General features: G+C 49.2%; 11 protein-coding genes. 7 read left to right on the top strand and 4 right to left on the bottom strand.

The window, feature by feature from the left end; translation table 11 throughout:
- Positions 1-39 precede the first annotated feature (39 nt).
- From smc to thiC, 6 genes are all read left to right on the top strand, one after another.
- Positions 40-3,567 carry a chromosome segregation protein SMC gene (gene smc / locus FTO70_RS00110; RefSeq protein WP_255333657.1) on the top strand — a complete coding sequence of 1,176 codons (3,528 nt, stop codon included), beginning with the start codon at positions 40-42 and terminating at the stop codon, positions 3,565-3,567.
- Positions 3,560-4,657, top strand: coding sequence for a segregation/condensation protein A (locus tag FTO70_RS00115; protein ID WP_255333658.1), 1,098 nt, complete (start codon positions 3,560-3,562; stop codon positions 4,655-4,657). Before smc ends, FTO70_RS00115 begins: the two co-directional genes overlap by 8 nt.
- Before the next feature lie 93 nt (positions 4,658-4,750).
- Positions 4,751-5,866: an SMC-Scp complex subunit ScpB gene (scpB, locus tag FTO70_RS00120; protein WP_255333659.1), complete on the top strand. Its 1,116-nt coding sequence runs from the start codon at positions 4,751-4,753 to the stop codon at positions 5,864-5,866.
- A 194-nt stretch (positions 5,867-6,060) separates the two neighbouring features.
- Positions 6,061-6,612, top strand: a complete 552-nt coding sequence (locus FTO70_RS00125; protein WP_255333660.1) for a TATA-box-binding protein — start codon at positions 6,061-6,063, stop codon at positions 6,610-6,612.
- 116 nt (positions 6,613-6,728) lie between these two features.
- Positions 6,729-7,637, top strand: coding sequence for an S-layer glycoprotein N-glycosyltransferase AglJ (gene aglJ, locus FTO70_RS00130; protein WP_255333661.1), 909 nt, complete (start codon positions 6,729-6,731; stop codon positions 7,635-7,637).
- A 564-nt stretch (positions 7,638-8,201) separates the two neighbouring features.
- The gene (gene thiC / locus FTO70_RS00135) at positions 8,202-9,488 is read left to right on the top strand and encodes a phosphomethylpyrimidine synthase ThiC (protein WP_255333662.1); all 1,287 of its coding nucleotides are present in this window, start codon (positions 8,202-8,204) and stop codon (positions 9,486-9,488) included.
- A 143-nt stretch (positions 9,489-9,631) separates the two neighbouring features.
- On the opposite strand, the gene FTO70_RS00140 is transcribed toward thiC, so the two are convergent.
- The 4 genes from FTO70_RS00140 to FTO70_RS00155 form a co-directional block, all read right to left on the bottom strand.
- The gene (locus FTO70_RS00140; protein WP_255333663.1) at positions 9,632-10,807 is read right to left on the bottom strand and encodes an outer membrane lipoprotein-sorting protein; all 1,176 of its coding nucleotides are present in this window, start codon (positions 10,805-10,807) and stop codon (positions 9,632-9,634) included.
- Between the two features lie 69 nt (positions 10,808-10,876).
- Positions 10,877-11,770, bottom strand: a complete 894-nt coding sequence (locus FTO70_RS00145; RefSeq protein WP_255333664.1) for an outer membrane lipoprotein carrier protein LolA — start codon at positions 11,768-11,770, stop codon at positions 10,877-10,879.
- Between the two features lie 46 nt (positions 11,771-11,816).
- Positions 11,817-12,914 carry an outer membrane lipoprotein-sorting protein gene (locus FTO70_RS00150; protein WP_255333665.1) on the bottom strand — a complete coding sequence of 366 codons (1,098 nt, stop codon included), beginning with the start codon at positions 12,912-12,914 and terminating at the stop codon, positions 11,817-11,819.
- 109 nt (positions 12,915-13,023) lie between these two features.
- Positions 13,024-14,247 (bottom strand): outer membrane lipoprotein-sorting protein, encoded by a 1,224-nt coding sequence (locus FTO70_RS00155; protein WP_255333666.1) that lies wholly within the window; start codon positions 14,245-14,247, stop codon positions 13,024-13,026.
- A gap of 714 nt (positions 14,248-14,961) precedes the next feature.
- Between FTO70_RS00155 and FTO70_RS00160 the strand changes: the two genes are divergently transcribed.
- Positions 14,962-17,010 (top strand): M3 family oligoendopeptidase, encoded by a 2,049-nt coding sequence (locus FTO70_RS00160; protein ID WP_255333667.1) that lies wholly within the window; start codon positions 14,962-14,964, stop codon positions 17,008-17,010.
- The last annotated feature ends 39 nt before the right edge of the window (positions 17,011-17,049 follow it).

A 17,049-nucleotide genomic window follows, 5' to 3' on the forward strand; every position in this document is an offset into this window, starting at 1 on the left:
AGAAATCTCCTCAAAAACGCAAAATTACAGAGGCATTCTGTGTACATAAAAGAAATTGAGTTTGTTAATTTCAAGTCCTTCGGAAAAAAAGTAAAGATTTCCTTTTTCAATGACTTCACCACCATTTCCGGGCCGAACGGGAGCGGGAAGTCAAACATAATAGACGGGATTCTCTTTGCGCTCGGGCTTACCAGTTCCAGGACCCTCCGGGCCGAAAAACTCACGGACCTGATCTATAACGGAGACGAGGCCAAAAAACCCGACTTTGCCCTTGTTACGATCCGGTTTGACAACACCGACCGCAAACTGCCGGTGGACATGGACGAGGTTGAGGTTTCCAGGAAGATCAGGCGGACAAAAAGCGGGTATTACAGCTATTTTTATTTCAACGGCAAATCCGTAAGCCTGGGGGAAGTCCATTCCCATCTCGCAAAAGCAGGAGTTACTCCCGAAGGGTACAACGTGGTCATGCAGGGAGATGTCACCCAGATCATCTCCATGACGTCGGTGGAACGGCGCAAGATCATCGACGAGATTGCAGGGGTCGCGGAATTTGACGAACGCAAGCAAAAGGCGCTGGGTGAACTTGAAGTTGTAAGGCAGCAGGTCGAACGAGTGGACATCATCCTCGAAGAGGTGCGGGCCCAGCTGGGAAAACTCGCAGGGGAACGCGACCAGGCCCTGAAGTACCAGGCCCTCAAAGCCGAGAAAGTCAAATTCGAGGGCTATGTTCTCCTTTCCAAGCTGAAGGATGCCAGGACCGAACTTGGAAATGTGGAAAAAGAGCTTTCCGGAAAAGAAGAGCACCTTGAAAAGGTCCAGGCCCTCCTTGACGAAAGGGTGCAGGAACTCGACGCCCTCGAAGATGCCCTGGAAAAGCTTTCCCTTGAAATCCGGAAGAAAGGGGAAGACGAGCAGCTCAGGGTCAAGAGGGAAATCGAGGAGACTAAAGGGGAAATTTCCCGCTGTGTAGACAGCGTCGAGCTTGCCGAAAATGAAATAGAGGAATCCGATTCCAGGCGCAGGAAGGCCTTTGTTGAGATCGATTCCACCAAGGGGAAAATCCGGGAGCTTGACGAGAAAATCGAAGGCGAAAATCTCCGGAAAGCCAGCCTTGAAGTTGAGCTATCGGAGAGGAAAACCGAACGCATGCTGCTCCAGAGCAGGATTGCCGACGTGGACGCGAAGTTTGCCGCAACCAGGGACGAACTCATGGCTGTGCGGCGCAGGCTTGAGGACGTCAAGAACGAAAAGAACGAACTCATCCGAAACGAAGACCGGCTTTTAGATGCCCTCCGGCGGAAGTCCTCAGAACTCCGGGACATTGAAAACCAGATCAAAGAGGCAGAAGCGGCTGTTGCGACTTCGGATAGCGACACCCTTTCGGTGCGCTACGAGCTTGATAAGCTTTCGGAAAACCTGGAGTCCCTGATAAAGGACAGGGATGATATCGAAAGCAGCCATTTCAGGATCAAGGAAGATATAAGAAAAGTTGAAAGCAAACTTCATACCCTCCAGCAGGAATATGCCCTTACCGAAGCCAGGGTCCGGGCAGCAGAACACGGTGGAGGGTACTCAAAAGCTGTGGATATGGTGCTCTCCGCATCCCGGCAGAACGAACTCTTCGGGATCCGGGGGACCATTGCCCAGCTCGGGAAAGTGGACCGGCGTTACGCAAAAGCCCTGGAGGTTGCTGCAGGGAACCGGATGCAGGCAATCGTTGTGGACACGGACGCGGATGCGGCGGAAGCCATCGAGTACCTCAAACGGAGAAAAGGGGGGAGAGCCACCTTCCTGCCCTTAAACAAGATGAGGGAGTCCAGAAGGCTTGAAAAGCTCAGGTATGAGGACGGAGTAATCGGGTATGCCATTGACCTTATCGAGTATGACCCGGATTTCGAGGCTGCGTTCTGGTACGTTTTTCGGGACACCCTCGTCATGGACACCCTGAGCAACGCCCGCCGCCTGATGGGAAATTTCCGGATGGTCACCCTGGAAGGGGAAATTCTGGAAACGAGCGGGGCGATGGTCGGAGGGTCCCTCTCCTCAAATACCGGGCTTTCCTTTGCGGCGGCAGAAAAGGACAAGCTTATCAAGCTCGCTGACGAAATAAAGGCCCTGGATGCTAGCCGGAATGCGGCGATCGGCAAACAGGACAATATCGAAAGCCACCTTTTCGAGCTGAGCCGGAAAATCAGGGACTGTGAGGCAAACATTTCCCGAAAGGAACAGCAGCTTGAGGAAATCGAAGGCCGGGAAACCAAACTTGCAGAACTCCTGGAAGCCAGGCAGGCGGACCTCAGGGCCATCGAAGTGGCCAGGACCCAGCTCCGGAACGAAATGGACAGGGTCATTGCGGAAAAGGCCGAAAAGGACGAGGCAGCAGCCGGGCTTGAGGGCCAGATTGCCGGGCTTGAAGAAAAGCTTGCCGACTCCCCGCTTCCCGAGATCAACCGGAAAGCGGAGTTCGTGGACGAAGAAATCCGGAGGCTTGAAGGCAGGGTCCGGGATACGGAAGCCGGCCTGAACGCCCTGCAGCTTGAAAAGGAGTATGCAGAGCAGAAAATTGCCGGAGCCAAGGAACTGATCGGGGAACTTGATGCAAAGAAAGCCGTCCTGCGGGAAAAGACTGCTTCCCTGGGAGCAAAAATCGGGGAACTCGAAGCAAAGCTGGAAGATAAGCAGAAGCGGGAACTTGAGCTTTCCGACGAGCTTGTGGAGCTCCAGCAGGAGCGCGAAAGGGTGCAGGCCGAACACGGCGCTGTGAAGCGCAGGGTCAGTACGGCTGCAACAACCCTTGAAAAAGCAAAACAGCAGGTACTTACGCTTACCGCGACCAGAAACGCGCTTATGGACCAGGAAACGCAGTTCGTGCAGGAAATCGAAAGGAGGGGCATCGAAGAGACGGACGAGGTCCCGAGTTACGAAACTGTCTACGTGCGGATCCAGGCAATCGAAGAAGCCCTCCGCAGGCTTGAGCCTGTTAACATGCGGGCAATTGACGAGTACAATGAGGTAGAACTCCGGCTTTCGGACCTTCAGGGAAAGCGCGACACCCTCTTTACCGAGCGGGAACAGCTGCTGGGACGTATTGACCAGTACGAGCAGCTCAAAAGGGACGCCTTTATGGAAGCCTATACCAGCATCAACGAGAATTTCAGGGAGATCTTCCACGAACTCTCCGACGGGCTGGGCGAGCTGGTGCTGGAAGACCCGAACGACCCCTTTGCAGGGGGCATGACGCTCCGGGCCCAGCCGAAGGAAAAGACCCTCCAGCGGATCGAAGCCATGTCCGGAGGAGAAAAGAGCCTTACTGCACTTGCTTTCATCTTTGCGATCCAGCAGTACCGTCCGGCTCCCTTCTATGCTTTTGACGAAATCGACATGTTCCTGGACGGGTGGAACGTGGAACGGGTCTCGAGGAGAGTCAAGGAGTCCGGGTCAAAGGTCCAGTTTATCGTGGTCTCCCTCAGGAAACCCATGATCCAGGCTGCAAACCGGACCATCGGGGTCACGATGCAGGAAAATAATTTCACAAGCATTACAGGAGTGAAGCTGAATGGGTGAGCTTGCGGAAAACGCCGGGACTGCACTGGAAGTTCCTGGGCTTCCTGCTCCGGAGGTTTCGGAGGTTGGGGACGGCGATTCCTTGTTTCCGGACCCTGAATCATACGGGCTTCCTGCTACCCTTTCCAGCCTGGGGGTCGAGTGGGGCCTGCTTGAACTCTCGGAGTTTGAGACTTATGAGCCCCTGGGCATCCTGGTCGAGCTTGCAAAGGACGGGAGAATCGACCCCTGGGACATTGACATCGTGGAACTTACGGACGGTTTCCTGCGAAGGGTGGAGGAATTAAAGAAAATGGACCTCCGGATTTCTTCCCGGACGCTCCTTTATTCTGCGATTCTCCTGCGCATGAAATCCTCCTGCATCCTTGAGGAGGACGGAGAAGAAGAACTTGAGGACGACTCCGGCTTTTTTGATGATGAGAACTTTCCGGAACCCGACGAATTCCCTATCCCTAAACTGCCTGTCCGCCGCGTGTCCACCCGCCCCGTCACTCTCAACGAACTGATTTTAGAACTCAAGAAAGCTGAAAAGGCTCTTTCCAGAAAGAATGATAAGAAAGCAAGGCAGGCTTCGGATGAAGCTCCTGCCCCGAAAGGCCCGGTACTTAACACCGGGGATGTCCTGGGCATTGCCCATGAGGAAGCCATCGGGTCAAGGCTGTCCCTGATCTGGGCCCGGCTTGCCGAAATGTTTGAGAAATACCCCCACGTGGTCTTTTCCGACTTCCTTGAAGGTAGTGAAGACCGGATCATGGATTACCTCTCCCTTCTTTTCCTTGCCTCCAGCAAGAAGATCTGGCTCTGGCAGAAAGAACTCTTCGGTGAACTGTACATCTACCCCGGGGAAGAATCAGGCTTTTCCACCGAGGGCAACCCCTCTCTTTTCCATGAGCTGAGATTACGCCCTGAAGAGGAAGTTTCGGAACATGGGGTTTCGGAACATGGGGTTTCGGAGCATGAAGTTACGGGTTCCGCAGATGCAAAGTTTGCCGGTAAAGGGCTTCTGGATGAGGCTCCGGAAGGATCCGGGCCCGCTGAGGCTGTCTCCATTGAACTGAAGTCGGTAGAAGCAAACCCTTTTGAAGAATAATGTTGATCTGCCTGAAGAATTATGTTTGCTATTTAAAAAATACTGTTCAAAATTTAAAAATAATATTACTATTTTTTCCGGAAGTGAAACCTTATGAGTGAGCTTGAAGTCATCGAGGCGGCTCTTTTTGCTGCGGGCAGGGCGGTAAGCCTTGAAAAACTTGTAAAAATCACCGGAAAACCCAAAAAAACCGTCCTTTTGGGAGTGCAGGAGCTGATGGAGGCTTACTCTTCCCGGGAATCGGGTGTTGAGATCCTGGACCTTGGAGAGCGCTATGTCATGCAGGTCAAACCCGAGTATTCCGAACTTATGCGCGAGGTTGCTCCAAAAGAACTCTCCGCCCCGAAACTCCGGACCCTTTCCATGATCGCCTATCACCAGCCCCTCCTCCAGTCCGACCTGATCGAGATGAGGGGGAGCGGGGCTTATGACCATATCAAGGACCTGATCGAGCGGGGTTTTGTGGAGTCCGTGCCCTGCGGGAGGAGCAGGCAGCTTTCAACAACTTCCCTTTTTGCGGATTATTTCGGGCTTAAGAGAAACGACCCGAAAGCGATAAAGGAAAAAATCCTGGACCTTTTGAAGGCAGAAGGCGGGCAGAGCGAGATCAACAGGTGGATAGGCAAAAAGACCGTTGCCGTAACTCCCATGTACGAGTCCCTTATGGGCATGTGCGGGATTAAGGACTACTTTGTGGCCAATGCCTATTCACCTTCAAAAGAGGAACTTTCCCGCCTGCTTGAGGTGGACGTGCTGGTGGTAACGGCCGGCTACCTGGAAACCGTGAGGCAGCACTGTGACGGGGAAATTCTTGAGGTGCGCTCAACGACCTTTGAGGATGTGGTTGAGGCGGTCTCTACAATTGCTGAAGAACTTTCGGATGAAATCGACCCGAAATGTGTGGAAGACACAATCCGGAAAATCAGGGAGACCCGGGAAAGGTACGTCTCTTCTGCCCTTCTAATTGAACGGAGGGTGAAGCCTGCAACGGAGATGGTCTCCAAAATCGTAAACGACCTGAACCTGAGAGTTTCGGCTGACGGTGTCCTGGTTGCTCCGGACTACGGGACTTCGAAAAGCGGCGTAAAAATCGGGAACGGGGCGGAAATCCTGGTGCCTACTCATCGCAGTGTGGAGGGCGACCTCCTCCGGAGGGTCTGCATGAAGTATGATGCTGTGCTTGAAGGCTTGAAAAATCTTGAAGACTGAGGCGCCTTAAATCGGGTTCGGCTGTCACATTCTTTCTTAATTTTTTTCTTTTTAGGTGCGCCTTTAATTTAAGCTTTTCCGTACTATATATACTGTATTTATATAGCATTTATATACTATGCGGTTCATTTAACTATAGCTTTATATACTGGTTAGAGGATATTACTTTTGCTTTATATACCGAGGGTTGACTAATGAGCGAATCTAGCATCAAGATCGAAAATGTGGTTGCATCCACCAAACTTGCTGAAGAATTCGATTTAACCGTTATAGAATCCGAGTTCGAAGGGGCCGAGTACAACAAACAGAAATTCCCGGGCCTTGTCTACAGGGTCTCGGATCCGAAAGCCGCATTCCTTGTCTTCACTTCGGGAAAGGTGGTCTGTACCGGGGCAAAGAACGTCGCCGACGTGCACACAGTAATTGGCAATATGGCAAAGAAACTGAACAGCATCGGGATCAAGACCATGGAAGATCCCCAGATCACGGTGCAGAACATTGTGGCCTCTGCAGACCTGCACACCATCCTGAACCTCAATGCGATTGCAATCGGGCTCGGACTTGAAAACATCGAATACGAACCCGAACAGTTCCCCGGCCTTGTCTACAGGATCGATGAGCCCAAGGTAGTTGTCCTGATTTTCAGTTCCGGAAAACTCGTGGTCACAGGCGGCAAGTCCCCCGAAGACTGCGAGAGGGGAGTAGAAGTAGTCCGCCAGCAGCTGGACAACATGGGGCTTTTATAAGACCCCTTCCCTTCATCTTTTACATCTATCTCTCCGCTACATCTACTCTCCGCTATTACAATAAAAACGGATTCTGCGACATATATAGAGGGTCCGGCAAAGGATACGTGTGAAACTTGAAATATACAAATGTTTGCGTCCTTATCCCTACCCTGAACGAAGCTGCCACGATAGGACAGCTTATCAAAGATTTTAAAAGTGAAGGGTTTACCGACATTCTTGTTATTGACGGGAACAGCAGGGATAAAACAAGGGAAGTTGCAGAGGCCGAAGGCGCAAAAGTGGTCCTGCAGACCGGAAAAGGCAAGGGGCAGGCGATGATCCAGGCCTTCAAGCTTATCGAAAGCCCCTACGTCGTACTGGTCGATGGGGACGGGACCTATCTTGCCTGGGAAGCCAGTTCCCTGCTTGAGCCCATCCTGGAAGGCCGGGCAGACCATGTGGTAGGCAACCGGCTAGAAAAATATTCCTCCGGAGCCTTTACAAGGCTCAACCTTGTGGGCAACCGTATGATAAATATGCTTTTTGACCTTGCATACGGGGCGCACTTAAGAGACATCCTCTCAGGCTACCGGGCCTTTACCCTGGAAAGCATCAGGGAACTTGAACTGAACAAGACCGGTTTTGAAATCGAAACCGAAATCTCAGTTGAGTGTATCCTGAAAAACCAGAGGGTCCTTGAAGTTCCCATAAGCTATCTCCCGAGAAGTGAAAAAGGGGCAACCAAGTTAAACCCCATAAAAGACGGGTTAAGGATCGGGTCAACGATCTACAGGCTTGCAAAAGTGCATAACCCCATGTTTTATTTCGGGATCATAGGCTCCTTCTTTATTCTGGCTGGCATCTTTACGGGGACCTTTGTAGTTGCCCAGTGGCTCCAGGGAATCACCCGAATACCCCTGACAGTCCTCACCGCCCTGCTGATAATCTTCGGCCTCCAGATGTTTATCTTCGGGATGCTCAGCGACCTGATAGTGTCCCTGCACAGGCAGACAATCCGCCTCCTTCAGGAAAAGAACAAGTAAGTGTTTAGTGAAGGTCCTCTTCATTTCGTAGTATAAATTCTCTCTTTTTTATTTCTCTCTTTTTTATTTCTCTCTTTTTTATTTCTCTTTTTTATTTCTTCCTTTTTAGCTCTCTATTTTTTAATTCTCTCTATGTTTCTATTTTTTGAATTGTATCTCCTCATGATGACGTTTATGTCTATTATAAGGCAGGTTTTTCAGGCTTTGATATTTCGTTTCTTTTTTATCGGTTTTTTTCTTTCTTTTCTTCAAATTCCTTCTTTTTGATTTCTTTTTTTCTCCATTTTTCTTCACAAAATCAATATTACTTTATTTGATCTCAAAGAGATCTTTGTTTTTCTTTATAAAAAAGGTTATTTTATTCTCATGTCTCCTATTATCGATATTAGTAATGCAATAAGTCAAGTTAAGTTGATTAAGGTTAAAGTTAATTTTTTAAATAGTGTTATATATAATTACGCGCCTTTATTGATCAAACAGGTCCTAAGTGTATTTACGGACAAATCTTGCTGATGAATCTTACAGACGAATCTTACAGATGAACGAAAACTTGAGGTTATTAAGATGACAATCGTGGAAGATGCACAAAAAGGGATTATCACTGAAGAGATGAAGATCGTAGCAAAGGACGAAGGGCTTGACCCCGAATTCGTCCGCCGTGGTGTTGCAGCCGGAAGGATCGTTATCCCAACCTCCCCCTACAGACAGGTAAAGATCTGCGGGATCGGAGAAGGGCTCAGGACCAAGGTCAATGCCTCCATCGGTGTATCCTCAGACATTGTTGATGCAGACATGGAAGTCCAAAAGGCAATCGCTGCCGAAAAAGCAGGTGCTGACACCCTCATGGAGCTCGGGACCGGCGGAGACTTCCTTGGGATCAGGAAAAAAGTCATTGACAGCATTTCCCTTTCCGTGGGTTCCGTGCCCCTCTACCAGGCCTTCATCGAAGCCGCAAGGAAGTACGGTTCCATCGTGCACATGACCGAAGACGAGCTCTTCAACGCAACCGAAGCCCAGGCAAAGCTCGGAACCAACTTCATGGCAATCCACACCGGGATCAACAACATCACCCTCGACAGGCTTAAAGCCCACGGCAGGTACGGCGGTCTCTGCTCCCGCGGCGGCGCCTTCATGAGCTCCTGGATGCTTCACAACGAAAAGGAAAACCCGCTTTTCGCAAACTTCGACTACCTCGTTGAAATCCTCAAGGAACACGAAGTCGTCCTCTCAACCGGAAACGGGATGCGTGCAGGTGCAGTCCACGACGCAACCGACCGCGCCCAGATCCAGGAACTGATCATCAACTCCGAGATGGCTGACAGGGCACACAAGCAGGGCCTGCAGGTCATTGTCGAAGGTCCTGGCCACGTCCCCCTTGACCAGATTGAAACAAACGTAAAGCTCATGAAGGAAATGAGCGGCCACAAGCCCTTCTACATGCTCGGTCCTCTCGTTACTGACATCGCCCCCGGCTACGACCACATCGTAACCGCAATCGGTGCATCCGTGTCTGCCTCATGCGGCTGTGACTTCCTCTGCTACGTGACTCCTGCAGAGCACCTCGCCCTCCCGAACCTCGAAGACGTCATAACCGGAGTCAAGACCTCCAGAATTGCAGCTCACGTCGGTGACATGATAAAGTACCCCGAAAGAGCAAGACAGTGGGACCTTGACATGGGCAGAGCCAGGAGAGAACTCGACTGGGAAAAGATGTACTCCCTTGCAATCGACCCCGAACACGCAAGAGCAGTCAGGAACAGCAGGGCACCCGAAGACACCGACGCCTGCACAATGTGCGGCAACTTCTGCGCCCTCAAGATCGTCAACCAGAACTACAACCTCGCAAAATAAGTTTTAAAAAAGGTAAAGTAAGGCCTCCGGGCTTTACTTTTTAACCTTTTGTTTCATCCTCACTTTTTTTGTATTTATTCTGTTTTTATTCTTTGTTTTTCTGTGTTTTTTCCCGTGAATTTGCTATCTGGAATGTGCAGGATTTATGCTTCTTCCGAAATTGACTCCGCAATTTTCAGTATCTCTTCTTTATCAAGGGTGCCTCTCAGGTTCAGGTCAACATTTCCGAGCTTCCACTTCAACACTTTCATATCCCCCGGGGCAAGGTACTTTCCTTCTTTCCCGTTAATGGCGATGTCTTCGGCAGAATTCATTATTGCTGCATCCGGGGCCTGGCCTTCAAATGAGGTTTCCGTAAGAATTACGCTGGCTTCCCCTTCTTTATATGTCAGGACGACCGTTTCGGAAGCCTGGCCTTCAGGGGCTGTTTCGCTGGTGTTGTAGGCTGTAGCATGGCTGAACTCGTAACCTTCAGGCAGGTACTCAGGGATCAGGATTTCAAACCCGACACGCTCCTCAGCTTCTTCGAGGCTTAATTCTCCAGAAGGATTCAATTCTCCGTATTCCACGGTCTTTATGTTTTCCACGGTCTTTACGGTTGCACCTTCCGGGATTTTGAACTCAAACTCGGAATCCGGAATCCCGGTGTTTACTTTCAGGTCCCGGACTTCTACTTTTGAAATAAGGGTCCCACTGCTATCGTACATCTCGTACCCGAGGAGCATCCAGGTCTCTTTGTCTACCCAGATTTTCATGCTGTATGCAGGGGCCTCTTCTCCTGCCACTTTCGGAGTAGCTTCCAGCAGGTAGGCTTCTCTTCCTTCAATCTCCTCGGTCCCCAGCAGGGATACGTCCATATCGTTAAGGGTTATTCCTATGAGTGAGAGATAATCGTCCCCGGTTAATTCCGGGGTTTCGGGAAGCTTTGTCTTTATGACCGTGTTTGTCCCCGGGGCATAGGTCCACCTGAACTCCCCATCCGAGAGCACAAGCGTCTCTTCTTCTTTTTCCGGCTCTTGTAGGAAGTTTTTCATCATATGTGGTTTCTTGTACATTGTCTTAAATTCGCTTTCTACGACCTTTTCCCCCATGTAGGAGGTCATATGCATTGTGTATGAGTAATCTTCAATGCTGCCCTGTTTTTCCAGCATCCGGGCCGCAATCTCTTCAGCACTCAGTTCTTTTTCCATGCAGCCCGACGCGAAAAGGGCCAGAACCAGCAGGGCCAATAATATAAGTTTCGTAGGTTTCGTAGGTTTTGTAAGTTTTGTGAGTTTTGTGATTTTTGTGAGTTTTGTAAGTGCTTTTCTGTTTCTCATTTTCTTCACCTTTTAATTCCGGCCCTTTCCGAATTCTTCTTTCTAAAGGGTTGAATCCTGCCCCTTTATTCAGGGACAAAAACCGATGATTAACCCTGCGGCAATCGGGTTGGCTCCATCAGGGCCTGTCATGTTTTCCGGAGGATAGTGTTTCCCGAACTCCCTGGTTTCCATGTTTGCTCCTTCCGGGAGCTCGAATTCAAATTCTGAATCCGGGATGCCCGTGTTGATTTTCAGGTTGCTTATTTCGAATTTCGCTGTCAGGTTTCCGCTGCTGTCATATGCCTCATACCGGAGAAGCATCCCTGTCTCTTTGTCTATCCAGGACTTCTCACTATATCCTGTAAAGGCTCCCTCTTCTTTTTCCTCCCCTTCTTCCTTTTCTTCTTCCCCATTTTCTTCGAGCCCTTTTCCAAGCAGGTATGCGGGCCTGCCGTCGATTTCCTCAGTCCCGAGCACGGATACTCCGCCCTCATTCAAGAGCCCTTCAATATAGCCGGTGCCGCTGTTTTCTGCTGATTCATTTCCTTTAGACTCCTTTCCTGCGGGTTCTTTATCTTCGGATTCCATTTCCCCGGATTCTTTATCTTCAGGCTCGGACGTTTCGGGCAGTTTTACTTCTATGGCGGTATTTTTCCAGGGGTAGTAGGTCCACATGTACTCCCCGTTTGAGACCTCTACTTTCTCCGGTTCTTTTCCCGGCGTTTTTGTAAGAATCCTGTACATGTCCGGTTTCTTGCCCATAACCTCAAATTCCTTTTCCAGGGCTTCCCCTTCTAAATCCAAATTCAGGCTAAAAGTGAAAGAATAATCATTGACATTGTACTCTTTCTGCTGCATCTGGGCTGCTATCTCTTCTAAAGTAAGTTCCTTTTCTGCGGGGAGTCCCTTATCTTCGCAGCCCGATGCGAAAAGGGCCAGAGTTACGAGGGCCAGCAGGAACAGCATTTTCTTTGTTGCCATATTTCTCATCTTTTTCCCGGTTTTAATTGCCTATTAAAAGAGCTTTTCAGGCATTTTCCCGTATGGACTCCGCAATTTTCAGCAATTCTTCTTTATCAAGGGTGCAGGCCAGGCTCAGCTCAATATCTCCGATTTTCCATGTCAGGATCTTCATGTTCCCCAGGGTAAGGTACTTCCCCTCCGCCCCGTTGATAGAAACGTCTTCGGCAGAATTCATGATTGGAGCTTCCGGGGCCTCGGTCTCGTATACGGTTTCCGAAAGGGAAATGACATCATCCTCTTCGTTTTCGTATGTCAGGGAGACGGTCTCGAAGGTCTGCCCTTCAGGGGCGATCCAGCTGTTATTGAAAATCCTTGAATAGTTGAAGACATAACCTTCCGGCAGGTACTCCGGGACCAGGATTTCAAATCTTGCGGCTTCTCTGGCTTTTTCGAGGGTCGTTTGTTCGGGAATTTCAAATGAGTCCATATCCACGGTCCTTACGGTTGCCCCTTCCGGAACCTCAAATACAAACTCGGAATCCGGGATTCCCTGATTGACTTCCAGGTCGCTGATCTCGAGTTCTATCACCGGGTCTCCGTTGATGTCATACGTCTCATACCTGAGAGGCATCCAGGTCTCTTTGTCCACCCAGAGTCTCATCCCCTCGATGAGCCGCATTCCTTTTTCCTCCTCTTTCGGGTTTGCTTCCAGCAGGTATGCAGACCTTCCGTCTATTTCCTCTACCCCAAGCAAAGAGACATTCGTTTCGTTCAGGAAATCTTCAATGATACCTGCGTAATCCATCTCCCCTAAAACAGGAGTATCCGGCATTTCTATTTTCGTGACCGTATTTGTCTTCGGGTCGTAGGTCCACATGACTTCCCCGTCCGAAACCGCAAAAGACCCTGCATCTTCTTCAGGTTCGATTGAAATGGTTTTCACCTTGTTTGGCTTCTTCTGCAGGATCCGAAGCTCGCTTTCCTGTGTCAGTTCCCCCAGGTGTAAAGTCATGTGCATCGTGTACGAATAATCCTGGATACTCGCTTCTTTTTCCTGCATCTGTTCTGCGATCTCTTCCGTGCTGAGTTCCCCGGTGCATCCCGATACAAAAAGGGCCGATACCAGCAGGATCAGTACGGCCAGGGCTTTTCTTACTGTCATTCTTTTCATTCCTCCGCTTGTGTGTTCTATCTTCCAATAAAAGTTACATTTTTAATCACGGTGCCATGTCTGGACTTTAATGGTTATACTTCTCCGTTCATTTTTTTCGTTATTCTTTCGCTGAGATTGACTCTGCAATTTTCAGCAGTTCAGCTTCATCAAGAGCAGCCGTTATGCTAATTTCAAGTTCCCCGTTTGTCCACTCAAGTTCTTTCATGTTCTCCCCAAATACCGGATAGAGCACCCACTCCCTGCCGTTTACCGTAATGTTTTCTCCGTCTTTTTCAAAAGGCCGGTATGCGGATTTGCCTTCTTCATACAGGGTTTCGGAGATTATGATCCGGTCGTTTTCTCCGATATATTCCAGGGTAACTCTCCTGTAACAGGGCATTGCCGCAAATGTGCTAAGATCGCTATTAATCACCGTCATATATGCCCGATCCCTGCTGTTAAAAATCGTTGAGTGATTGAATACGTAGCCTTCGGGAAGGTATGCCGGGGTAAGCACCTCAAACCCTGCCCGCTGCTCGGCTTCTTCAAGTGCCAGTTTTTCCAGGTCGATTTTATAATCTTCCAGACTCAGGGTTTTTACCCGGGCTCCTTTCGGTACCTCGAATTCAAACTCGGAATCCAGGATGGCCGAATTTGTTTTCAGGTCCAAAATATCAATTTCAACCGCAAGCATGCCCCTGTTATCGTACAGTTCGTATCTGGCGGGCAGCCAGGTCTTTTTGTCAATCCAGATTTTTGTTCTCAGGAGGTACAATTCATGTTCTTCTTCAGGAATAAACTCAAGCAGATACGCGTCCTTCCCTTTGATTTTCTCTGCTCCCGAAAGGAATACCTTGCTATTGTTCCTGTCCAGGTTTTCGCCAAAGAAGAGGGGGCAGGTCTCAGTGTCGATCGTATCCTGTTCTTCAAAAAGCTCTGTCTTTAGGACGGTATTTGATTCAGAGTTGTATATCCACTGGAACTTCCCGTCCGAAATCATCACTGACTCCGTACCTTTCTCAGGTATCCGAATCGTATTTTTCATAAGGGCCGGTTTTTTCCACAGGATCTCGTACGTTTCCTCTTTTTGTTCAAGGAAAGAGGATTTCATATGTGCTGTATATGAGCAGTCTTCTATACTCGCCTGTTTTTCCCGCATCTTTGTTACAATTTCCTCTGCGGTCGGTTTCTTTTCATAACCAGGAATTAACTCCTGCTTTTCCCACATCTTTACCTTCTCTCTTTCTGCGTTGATTATTTCCCCACAACCGGATGTGAGGAGAGCCAGTGCCACCAGCAGTATGACTATGGCTTTCATTCCTTCGATTTCTCCGATTTCCAATTTAATTCACAATAAATTAAACTTTGTCATTTTATGTGATCTGTATTTGACAGCTGTTGGGTATTTCGAGATTTTTTACCTCTCTTCCGAAGGGCATTATAAAAGTGGATTAAAGTGGATTAAAGCGAATTAAAGAGGATTATTCAGGATCAGAAGCCGAAGATAATTGCGGCGGATGCCACACTTTCCTCCCCGTCAGGAGGTGTTAGATTTTCAGGGGAATAGTACTTCCCGAATTCCCTTGTTTTTACTTCCATCCCGTCCGGGACCTCTACCTTCTCAGGGGCCTTTCACTGTTTTTTTGTAATGATCCTGTATTTTTTCCGTGCAGCCTGAAGCTGAGGCCAAAATTGCCAGCAATAAAAAGGACAGGATGCCCAGCACTTTTTCTTTTGGTATTTTTCCTTTATCCAGCCAAGTTTCTCTATTTTTAGATATGTTTATCTCTAAATTTTATTCATATATACCTCTTCTGGCCAGATCATCAAACTATTCGGCAGAGTCTACGGATTTTCACTTTGCGTTTTGAACGGTTGAATCTCTTTAGCCCGGCTTTCGGAAACATCCGGAAAAGCAATAAGAACAAATCGGCAGTTTTTTATTCGGTTTCTTAAATTCCTATCTATCTTTTACTATATTTCTTGGAAAGTTATGATGTGCTCCCTCCGGAAATGGGGAAGAGCCCGTTCAAATACAAATCGAGGTAGAAGTTTTATGAAAAGGGAAGTTTTTACAGGGGTTACGGTTCTCGGGATATTCCTTTTATTTTTTGTTTTTCCAGGATGCGGGGCTTCGGTTGAGGCTGAAGCCGGGTCACCCTCCGGAATTACGGTAGGGGAATATGAATTTGAAGAAATCAATCCCGACGAGGTTACGACAGCATGGGACGACACATATCTCTTCGGCAGCAGGGGAGATGCTCAGGAAGAGCTTGAGAGGCTGAAACAGAGGTCTGTGGAGATCAGCGAAACCTTCCGTCCGGAATTCGAGGAGCTTTCGGGGCCTGTCTTGCTGGACTACATCGAAACCAAAAAAGAGTTTTCAAGGTCCTTTGAGGTCCTGTATATTTATGCATACACAGGGCTCAGCAAAAACGTAAATGACCAATTTTTTTCATCTCTTCTTGCGAACACCCAGGACCTGGCTACAGAACATGGGAAAGCCGTTGCATTTGCCACTGTAAAGCTGACTTCGCTCTCAACGGAGGAATGGGAGCAGCTCTTTTCCGAAGAGCCCGGGCTTGAAGAATACCGCTCTTATCTTGAAGCTGCCTATGTCAGGTTTGCAGAGCACAGGCCGGAGGACGAGGCCCAGGCGGCATACCTTGCAGATCTGGAGAACCAGCGCATGAAACTCCGGACCGAGGCATTTTCAAAGATTACGAACAACGTCACAAGGGCAGGGAACATAACCCTCGAGAACGGGGACGAATATGCGGTCAACTCCCAGTCCTATTACACCCTGCTTTCAACGGACCCCAGCAGGGCCAACAGGGAAAAATGCTATGGTCAGAGGTTTTACCACCTGATTGACGAATCGGATTCAATGGCTGTTCTCTATTCCGAAAAAGCCCGGCTTGACGACCTTGCTGCAAGGGAGCTGGACTATAAGGACTCTTACGAAGCCTGCCTTTACCGCCTCTACCTTAAAGGCTCGCAGGTTGAAGAGATGAATACGGTCTTCAAGGAACGAAAAGGCGTATTTGAAGGCTGTAACGATTTCAGGAAAACAAAGCTCGGGCTCGAAACCCTTAAACCCTTCGACATCAACCTGCAGTTGACCGAGGTACCGGGAGGAGAATATGCTTATGCGGATGCTCTGAAAAGCGTCCAGAAGTCCTATGCAGGGATGGACCCCCGTTTTAATGGCATCTTTCTGGAGATAGTGACAGGGAATTTCATAGACGTGTACCCTGATCCCGAGAATGGAAAACAGCCGGGCGGCTACTGCTACGGACTCTCCGCCCTGCAGGCCCCGGCCCTGATCTTCATGAACTATAACGGCCTGATCTCAGACCAGAAGGCCCTCACCCACGAACTGGGGCACGGGATCCATTTCTACCTGATGGGCCAGTCCGTTGATTACCTCTACTGCAGCGCCCCGATCTACGAAATGGAGGTCCCTTCCACTTTCAATGAAGAGCTCTTTGTCGATTACGTGGTTGAAAACTCTGATCGGGATACTGCTGTTGCAGTGCTCTCCCAGCATATAGGGGAATACCAGAACTACTTCTCCTTCCAGCCCATGATAACGGAATTCGAATGGAAAGCCCACCAGCTCTGCGCCGAAAAAGATGCTGAAAACGGGACTGTCAGCGGAGCAGAACTCAATGCCCTCTGGACCGAACTGTATAAAGAATACAGGAGCGACTCCATCGAATACTATGCCGGAGACTCTGCGGAATGGACCTACATCAACCACATATACCTGACAAATAACTACTACACATTCAACTACGCAGTTTCTAAATCAATAACCCTTGCCCTCTTCAAGCAGTATAGGGAAGACCCGGAAACCTTCAATGAAAACTACATTGCCTACCTCTCTGCAGGCACGACGATGACTCCCGAAGAAAAACTGAAAAAATACTTCGGCATCGAAATCAACAAGCAGCTCTTTGAAGACGCCATGGATGTCGTGGAGCTAAGGATCCTGCAGCTTGAGGAGCTGGAAAGAGAGAGGAACGGCCCGAAATTCGAGTCTGCCGCAGAAAGCCTGAACGTCTATTCCGGTTCTTTCTGGGAGGTTCCGGTGGGAGAATGATCGATTGAAAGCTGATCGATTGGAAGCTGATCGATTGGA

The organism is Methanosarcina sp. KYL-1 (assembly GCF_024372725.1).
Taxonomy (GTDB): Archaea; Halobacteriota; Methanosarcinia; order Methanosarcinales; family Methanosarcinaceae; genus Methanosarcina.